The organism is Helicobacteraceae bacterium, from assembly GCA_031258155.1.
In the GTDB taxonomy this organism is placed as follows: Bacteria; Campylobacterota; Campylobacteria; order Campylobacterales; family SZUA-545; genus JAIRNH01.
Window position 1 is genome coordinate 23,927 of sequence record JAIRNH010000002.1, and the last position, 7,749, is coordinate 31,675.

Genomic DNA, 7,749 nt, shown 5'->3' on the forward strand with positions numbered 1-7,749 from the left:
AGCGCTCAGCTAATCGCGAAATAGAATAAACAAGGGTATATCAAAGCGCCCGCATAGCGAATTGCGGGCGTTATTTTCACATTCGGGGCGCCAAAATACGCCGAAACGCTAACGTCGCCCTTTTGCGCGATTTTATCAAAAAGGTAAAATCTGACGTATGAATCCACAAACTTCATCAACAATATTACGCATATCAACGCGCTAAACAGATCGTAATAAAACGAATAGATCGCAACGTAGAAAAACGACGCGCATAGACTTAGATAGGCAAGCGGACGCGATCTTTTCATCTCGCTTATGTTGTTTGCGTATTCGTCTAGCGTTTCGCCTTTTTGCAAACCGCCTTCGACGATCTCTATAAAAAACAGCGTCGCCGCGTCTAGCGTATGACTAAGCATATAAAAAGTATAACAAACTTCGGAACAATCGTTGCTTAAACGTCTAAAACGCTAGGAGCAAGCGATGGAAATTAACGCGGTTGGAGTGAGCAAAACGCCTTACGCAAGCGTTCAAACGCCTTTGCGAACGTTCGCCGAGCAAACGCGCTCCGCTACAAACTTGAGCGAGACGCAAAAAAACGTAAAAGAGAGGAGCGACGCGTTGAAAAGCGATAACGATCTGTTTGGCGCGGTAAAAACGCTGGAGCGATCGCTTGGCGATCTAAAAGCGACCGCGCTTAAAGTTAAAAACGGCGAAATCGATCGCGTCGAAGCGCAAAAAATTATCGCCGATCGCGTTGAAAATACGCGCTACAAAAACGAAAATCTTTACGAAAACTTTCCCCTAAAGGACGCAAGCGCGATCAACGCGCGCGAACAGGCGGCGTTGGGCGAAAACGCCGACGAATATATAAAAACAATCGACGCTTTTATCAAAGAGAACGCAAACGCGCTAAGCGAGGTTAAATCCCGCTTGCTTGGGGAGACAAAAAGGCTTGGCGATTTGGCGCAAAAGAGCTACGAACAAAGCGGATTAGACGCGATCAACCCGTCAAACATAGTCGCAAGCACAGACGCCGATTATCTCAAAACGCAGTTTGCAAAACTTACGCGGTAGCCGCCGAAAAACTTAGCCAAGCGCGCCATTTAACGCCGCTTCGACTGCGTTTTGGTAGCTTTTTAGCGACGGGTTTTGATCTCTGTAGGCTATATCGAAAGCCGTTCCATGATCGACGCTTGTTCTGATAAAAGGAAGCCCTAAGGTAACGTTGATCGACTCGTCAAAAAACAGCGCTTTTAGCGGCGATAACCCTTGATCGTGATACATCGCCGCGACAAGGCGGTAACGCTTTAACGCCTTTGGAGCAAACGCCGCGTCGGGGACGAGCGCCCCCTCGAAAACCTGTTTGCCTAGCGCTGCGTTGGCTTCGGCGATCGCCGCTTCTATAATCTCGTCTTCGTCTCCTATCGCGCCGCGATCGCCGCCGTGCGGGTTTAAGCCCAAAACGCCGATCGGCTCGATTCGCGCTAACGAATAAAGGCGGATAAGAAAACTACGAAGCGGAGCTAAGGCAATTTTGTCCGCGACCTCGCGCAAGGGTATATGATCGGTATATAGCGCGACGTAGCGTTTAGGGCAGCCAAGCGCCATAATCAAATCCGCCCCGTAACGCCCGCGCAAGTAGTCGGTATGCCCCCTGAAACCTATTCCAGCCGCGCTCCACGAAGCCTTGTTGATAGGCAACGTTACGATCGCCGCCGCTTTGGCGCTTTGCGCCAGATCGACGGCTTGAACGAAGCTATCAAAACTCGCCTTGCCCGCCGCCGCGTCGATCTCGCCGCGTTTAATAGGGATCGCGCTTTCGCCTCCCGCGCAATGAAAATCCTCGCTAAGCTCTAGCCCAAGCTCTTTTGCTGCGTTTCCCGCGTTTGCGGGCGAAACGCAATAGATCGGATCGCACAGCGTCGATACGACGGCGTGCGATCGCAAGGCGATCTCAAAACCGATCCCGTTTAGATCGCCTATGCCGACCGCTATCTTTTTCATCGATCAATCAAAAAACGCGGCTGGATCGCCGCCAAGCAAGATCGCGATCACAAATCGGCTTTCGCCGTTAAGCGCTCGCGGCGGCGCGGTCAAAAGAGCGCTCGCGTTATAGCCGAAAAACCTTGTCATACTCTTAGCTTCTCGATCTTGCTAATCAGATCGCAAAAGATCAGCGTTAATTTTTCCACCTCTACTACCGCGACGCTTTCGTTCGCCGCGTGGATAAGATCGTTTCTTACGCCAAACTCCGCGACGGGTATATCAAGCGCGGCGAAAAATCTCGCGTCGCTTGTGCCGCCGCCGGTCGATAGCTTAGGCGTTACGCCCGTTCGCGCCGTTATAGCTTCGCTTAACGCGCCGCTTAGCGCGTCGTTTTTGACGATAAAGGGCGACGAGCTTGTTTTGAGCGTCAATTCGTAATCCGCGATCGCCGCTTCGCTTAGTTTGCTTTTAACAAAATCCTCGACCTTTTTCTCGTCGGTAAGCGCGGAGTTACGGACGTTAAAAAGCAGACGAACGCTCGCGGGCGTAAGATTGGTTTTTTCGTAGCCGCCGCGAATATCGCTGAAAATTAGGCGCGAGGGCGCGAAAAAATCATCGCCGTTATCAAGCCGCGCTCCGCTTAATAAAGATAGCGCGCGCGATAGTTTGTCGATTGGGTTGTCGATCTTTTCGGGATACGCGACGTGTCCGCCCCTGCCAATAATCGTAAGCGTTCCGTTGATCGAGCCGCGCCTGCCGATCTTGATCGTATCGCCAAAGACGTTTTCGCTCGTAGGCTCCGCGACGATAGCGAAACGAGGAAGACTCCCCTGCTCTCTTAGCCGCTCCAAAACCGCGCGCGTCCCGTTGATCGCCTCGCCCTCCTCGTCGCTTGTGAGCAGGATTGATAGCTCGCCCTCGTATGGCGTCCGAGCGCAGGCGGCGACAAACGCGGCGACTCCCGCTTTCATATCCTGAGCGCCGCGCCCGAACACGCGCCCCTCCTTTTCTATCGGCGCGAAGGGATCGCTAAGCCACCCATCGCCGCTAGAGACGACGTCGATATGTCCCGCGAAGCATAGGCGCGGCGCGGCGCGGTTTTTGCCGTCGCGTTTAAGCAAGAGGTTTGATACGCCGCTGCAATCGATCCGCTCGCAAGCAAAATCTGGCAACGCGCCTTGAACAAGCGCGAACGTCCCCGCCTCGTTTGGCGTAACGCTTGGGCAAGCGATAAGCCCCTTCAATATCCTGATTGCCAAGTCCAAACTAGCGCTCCTAGCGATTAAAACCGACAATATACCCTATTTTGTAGAATGCGCTAGATGAAATACGAAACGCTGAAAATCATAAGCCGCGACGAATCGGATTTCGCGCTAGGAAAAAGCTATTTAGAGTCCGCCGCCCTAGGTTTGAAGGAGGAGCGCTCCGCGTTGATCGCCGCGCTGGAAACGCGCTTGCTAAACGGCGAAGCGAGCGAGCGCAAAGCGGCGTTTTACGATTTTTTAATAGAGCTTGGCTGCCTGACTTTTTTGCTCTATAAGTGGGGTTTGCTTTTGTTTCATGTAGAGCAAGGGATTTTCGGCGACTTTATACTTACGATTGTAATCGACGGCGAGCGAGCGATTGTCGTCGAAAACGAAGGCGAACTCGCTTTGGAAAGATTAGAGAGCGGCGAAAAACTTTTTAACGCCAAATCCAATAAAAAAAGCGGGTTATACTCCATACTACTATGGCTCGCGCAAAAAAACGCCGCGCTTGAAATAATATCGATCGACAAAGACAAGTCAAGGTTCGACGGCAACCGCGTATCGTTTAGCGCCGACGCGGCGCAAAGCGATCGGATCGCGTTAATAAAAACGGAGTTTTTTCGCCATAAAAAAAGACTAGACGATCTGCAAAAACTATTTATAGACGGTTTTGGCGTTCCAAGAGGAATGAGCGTTTAAGTATAAAAGCCTTCGATCTCGCGTTTCATTCGCTTGTGAAACCAAAAATACTCTTCCGGATTGCGCTCGATCGCCGCTTGAAGGCTAAGCGCCTCCAGCGCGACCATACGCGCTATATCGCGCTCTTTTTCCGCGTTAAGATCGCCGCGTATAGGCTCCAAAAAAAACAGCGCGTATTTTTTGAAATCGTTCGTGGTTATGTAGCACGGAATAACAATCGCGCCGAACCCTCTCGCAAGCCTAGAGGCGCTATCGAGCCACGTTAGCTCCTTGCCAAACAGTTCGACTTTTACCCCGTTTTGCGTCGATTGATCGGGCAGAAACCCTACGATCTTATTCTCTTTCAGCGCTTTTGCGATCGAGCGCATCGCGCCTTTTTTTTCGATAACCTCCAAGCCCGAACGCTCCCGATAGCGCTTTAGTTCGGCGGTGAGTTTCGGCGAATTTTGCAGTTTCTGACCGATCGCGACAAACGGGCGATAGACCGCGCAGATATATTGCGCGATCAGCTCCCAATATCCGTAATGTCCCGTTAATAAAATAATTTTTTCGCCGCTTTCGATCGCGTTTAATAGTATCGCTTCGTTTTCGACGCTAACGACTGCTTTTAGATCGTCCGCGCTTCGTCCGCGATTTCTTAATATGTCAAACATATAGATTAAAAACCGATAATAGACCGCTTTGGCTATCTTTTTTCTTTTTTGCAACTCATATTTATCGCCAAAGAAAAAGTCAAGGTTTCTATGAATGATATTCGTATGCTTGCGATCGATATAATAGGCTAAACGCGCCAAGCAAAACGCCGACGCTTTTATAATAAATTGCGGCGTAATTCTTAACGCCAAACGCAAGAAACGGTAGCTAAAGTATATTAAATTATCCGACATTAAATAATCCTCAAACGCTATATCCGCCTAGTCGTCTAAACGATTATTGTAGCGAACGCGCGGCTTGAGCTTGGAAGTTTCGGCTAAAGACGAGCTTTAGCCGAGCCTCCGTTAAAGGCGGGATTCGTAACGGCGCATCATAGAAAGCCGTTTAAGCTGCTTTTTGCGCGAAGCGATCTTGCGCTTTTTCTTTTTTTCCACGTTGGATTCAAAATTTTTGCGCGCTCTCGATTCGGTTACGATCAGGTTGCGATCAACCTGTTTTTTGAACCGCCGATAGGCTTCCTCAAAGGATTCGCTATCTTTTATTTTTACGCCCGGCACTAAACAATCACCCGCTTTCCGACCCGTTTTACCTGAAACGCTTCAGGTTTTGGCGCGGGTATGTTAGCCTTAGACGGCTTAATCGCGCGTAAGCTAAAATTTACGCCTTCAAAGCTATCAATTTGCGCTATAGGCTTAAAATGACCAATTACATCGTGGTAACGGGCGGCGTGCTTTCAAGTCTTGGCAAGGGAGTTACCAGCGCTAGCGTAGCGGCGCTTTTAAGAAACTCAAACCTCAACGTCTCGATGCTAAAGATCGATCCGTATATCAACGTCGATCCCGGCACGATGAGTCCCCTCGAACACGGCGAGGTTTTCGTAACCGCCGACGGCGGCGAAACTGACCTTGATCTTGGGCATTACGAGCGGTTTATCAATACCACGCTCTCAAAACGCAACAATTTTACCACCGGACAGGTCTATCAAACCGTGATCGAGAAGGAGCGGCGCGGCGACTATCTGGGCAAGACGATACAGGTCGTGCCGCATATTACCGATGAAATTATCAAGCGAATCAAAGCGGCGGGCAAAGACCTCGACGCGCTTGTCGTAGAGCTTGGCGGCACCGTCGGCGACATAGAGGGATTGCCGTTTTACGAGGCGATCAGACAGCTAAAACATAGGCTTAAAGGCAAAGTTTTCAATATCCACGTAACGCTAGTGCCGTATCTGGCGGTGGCGGACGAGCTGAAAACAAAGCCGACGCAACACTCCGTGCAGGAGCTTAGGCGCATAGGCATCGCGCCCGATATGCTGGTGCTAAGAAGCGAGAAGCCTATTCCAAAAGAGATGAAGAAAAAACTTAGCGAAGCCTGCGACGTGGAAGTCGATAGCGTTATAGAGGCGATCGACGCGAAAAGCGTTTACGAGCTGCCGCTGAAGTTTTACGAGGACGGGGCGCTAAAACAGATCGCTAAAAGTTTCGATCTAGGCGAGCTGAAGCCCGAATTGCGCGAGTGGAAACGGCTGGTTAAGCGCATTTTGGAGCCTTCGCGGGAGGTCGTAGTGGCTTTCGTGGGCAAATATCTGGAGCTAAAAGAGAGCTACAAATCGCTGATCGAGGCGTTGATTCACGCCGGCGCGCACAACGACGCGAAAATAAAACTGAAGTGGATCGACAGCGAGGCGTTTGAGAGCGCGGACGCGCAACGAACGCTTAAAAAATGCGACGCGATATTAGTGCCGGGCGGTTTTGGATCGCGCGGCGTAGAGGGTAAAATCAAGGCGATCAGATTCGCTAGAGAAAATAACAAGGTCTTTTTGGGTATCTGTCTTGGCTTGCAGCTTGCTCTGATCGAGTTTGCGCGAAATGTTTTGGGTATAAAAGAGGCGAATTCGCAGGAGTTTGACGAAAACGCAAAGGAGCCGATCGTCTATTTGATCGACGAGTTTATCGATCAAAGCGGCGGCAAACAGATTCGCACGCACCAGAGTCCGCTTGGCGGCACGATGCGCCTTGGCGAATACGAGTGCAACCTAAAACGCGGCTCTCGCCTAGCGAAGGCTTACGACGACGCGGAAAAAATCTACGAAAGGCATCGCCACCGCTACGAGGCGAACGCCAAATACCGCGAGGCGTATGAGAAAGCGGGGTTAATCGTAAGCGGCGAAGCCAAAGGGCTGATCGAGGCGATAGAGCTAAGAGATCACCCGTGGTTTGTAGCCGTGCAGTTTCACCCTGAATTTACCAGCCGTTTGCAAAATCCCAACCGCGTAATTTTAGCTTTTATAGAAAACGCGCTAAAGCAAAAGTCGATCAACTCGCCTTAAATCTATGCCGCTAAAATCTGGAATACGTCGCGCTAGCATAAGCGCATAGATTCTCGTATTTCACCGAGTTTTACAAAGACGGATTCCCGCATGCGTTCCTACCAAAGCGGGAGCTTCGCGGGAATAACGGAGGGCGGGAATGACAATTCGCGCCATACTCGCGCGGGGCAATAGAAGCGCTTGCGCTTCGTAATCGCAAAAGAAGGCTGGTATGCTCTCGTCATACCCGCGTAGGCGGGTATCCATCTTTAATGATTGTTGTTATAGATACCCGCTTGCCTCCGCGATTACGGGCGGCAGAGCGCCCTATCGCTTTGCGCGGGAATGACGGGAGGGGCGGGAATAACAACCCTCTTTATCATACCCGCGAAGGCGGGTATCCATATACGCCGAAGGCGTGAAAGAGATGGATTCCCGCCTTCCTCCGCGATTACGGGCGGTAAACCGCCCTATCGCTCCGCGCGGGAATGACGAGAGGTTTGCGTTTGTTTTTATTGGATTCCCGCTTGCCTCCGCGATTACGGGCGGCAGAGCGCCCTATCGCTTTGCGCGGGAATGACGAGAATGTGGATTTCCGCGTTCCCGTCGGTCGCTCGCAATGACGGAGAGTCGGTCTTTATTCTTTGATTTCGCATGTGGATTGCTTCGTTTGCTCGCAATGACGGAATAAGTGTTATGCAAAGTTTAAAAAGAGGCGGGTTTTTTCGCATAATGACAAAAGAATAAGGCGGAGATTAAGTCTCCGCCTTTTTTAAGTTTTAAATCAATTTCGCATATAAGAGTAGAGAAATTGATTTTTTAAGCTCTTACAAATCCTGCCAATAGAGATAAGGATAGCCGTTGTTTTTATTT

The 7,749-nt window shown here is 50.5% G+C and carries 8 protein-coding genes; 3 read left to right on the forward strand and 5 right to left on the reverse strand.

Annotated features, from left to right (window positions below; translation table 11 throughout):
* Positions 1-5: 5 nt before the first annotated feature.
* On the reverse strand, positions 6-398 hold the full coding sequence (locus LBF86_00315; protein ID MDR0663959.1) for a hypothetical protein: 393 nt from the start codon (positions 396-398) through the stop codon (positions 6-8).
* A gap of 64 nt (positions 399-462) precedes the next feature.
* Between LBF86_00315 and LBF86_00320 the strand changes: the two genes are divergently transcribed.
* Entirely contained in the window at positions 463-1,056 is a 594-nt protein-coding gene (locus LBF86_00320) for a hypothetical protein (protein ID MDR0663960.1), read from the forward strand.
* 12 nt (positions 1,057-1,068) lie between these two features.
* Here the strand turns inward: LBF86_00320 and pdxA are convergent, their stop codons facing one another.
* Both pdxA and dapE read right to left on the reverse strand, forming a co-directional pair.
* On the reverse strand, positions 1,069-1,986 hold the full coding sequence (pdxA, locus tag LBF86_00325; protein ID MDR0663961.1) for a 4-hydroxythreonine-4-phosphate dehydrogenase: 918 nt from the start codon (positions 1,984-1,986) through the stop codon (positions 1,069-1,071).
* A gap of 125 nt (positions 1,987-2,111) precedes the next feature.
* Positions 2,112-3,233: a succinyl-diaminopimelate desuccinylase gene (gene dapE / locus LBF86_00330; protein MDR0663962.1), complete on the reverse strand. Its 1,122-nt coding sequence runs from the start codon at positions 3,231-3,233 to the stop codon at positions 2,112-2,114.
* 57 nt (positions 3,234-3,290) lie between these two features.
* Here dapE and LBF86_00335 point away from each other — a divergent pair, with 57 nt between their 5' ends.
* A complete protein-coding gene (locus LBF86_00335) occupies positions 3,291-3,914 on the forward strand; it encodes a hypothetical protein (protein MDR0663963.1) in 624 nt (207 codons plus the stop codon).
* Here the strand turns inward: LBF86_00335 and LBF86_00340 are convergent.
* Both LBF86_00340 and rpsU read right to left on the reverse strand, forming a co-directional pair.
* Positions 3,911-4,801 (reverse strand): hypothetical protein, encoded by an 891-nt coding sequence (locus tag LBF86_00340; GenBank protein ID MDR0663964.1) that lies wholly within the window; start codon positions 4,799-4,801, stop codon positions 3,911-3,913. The two genes, LBF86_00335 and LBF86_00340, sit on opposite strands and share 4 nt — an antisense overlap.
* Positions 4,802-4,912: 111 nt before the next feature.
* Entirely contained in the window at positions 4,913-5,125 is a 213-nt protein-coding gene (gene rpsU, locus LBF86_00345; protein ID MDR0663965.1) for a 30S ribosomal protein S21, read from the reverse strand.
* 140 nt (positions 5,126-5,265) lie between these two features.
* Between rpsU and LBF86_00350 the strand changes: the two genes are divergently transcribed.
* Entirely contained in the window at positions 5,266-6,897 is a 1,632-nt protein-coding gene (locus LBF86_00350; protein ID MDR0663966.1) for a CTP synthase, read from the forward strand.
* The last annotated feature ends 852 nt before the right edge of the window (positions 6,898-7,749 follow it).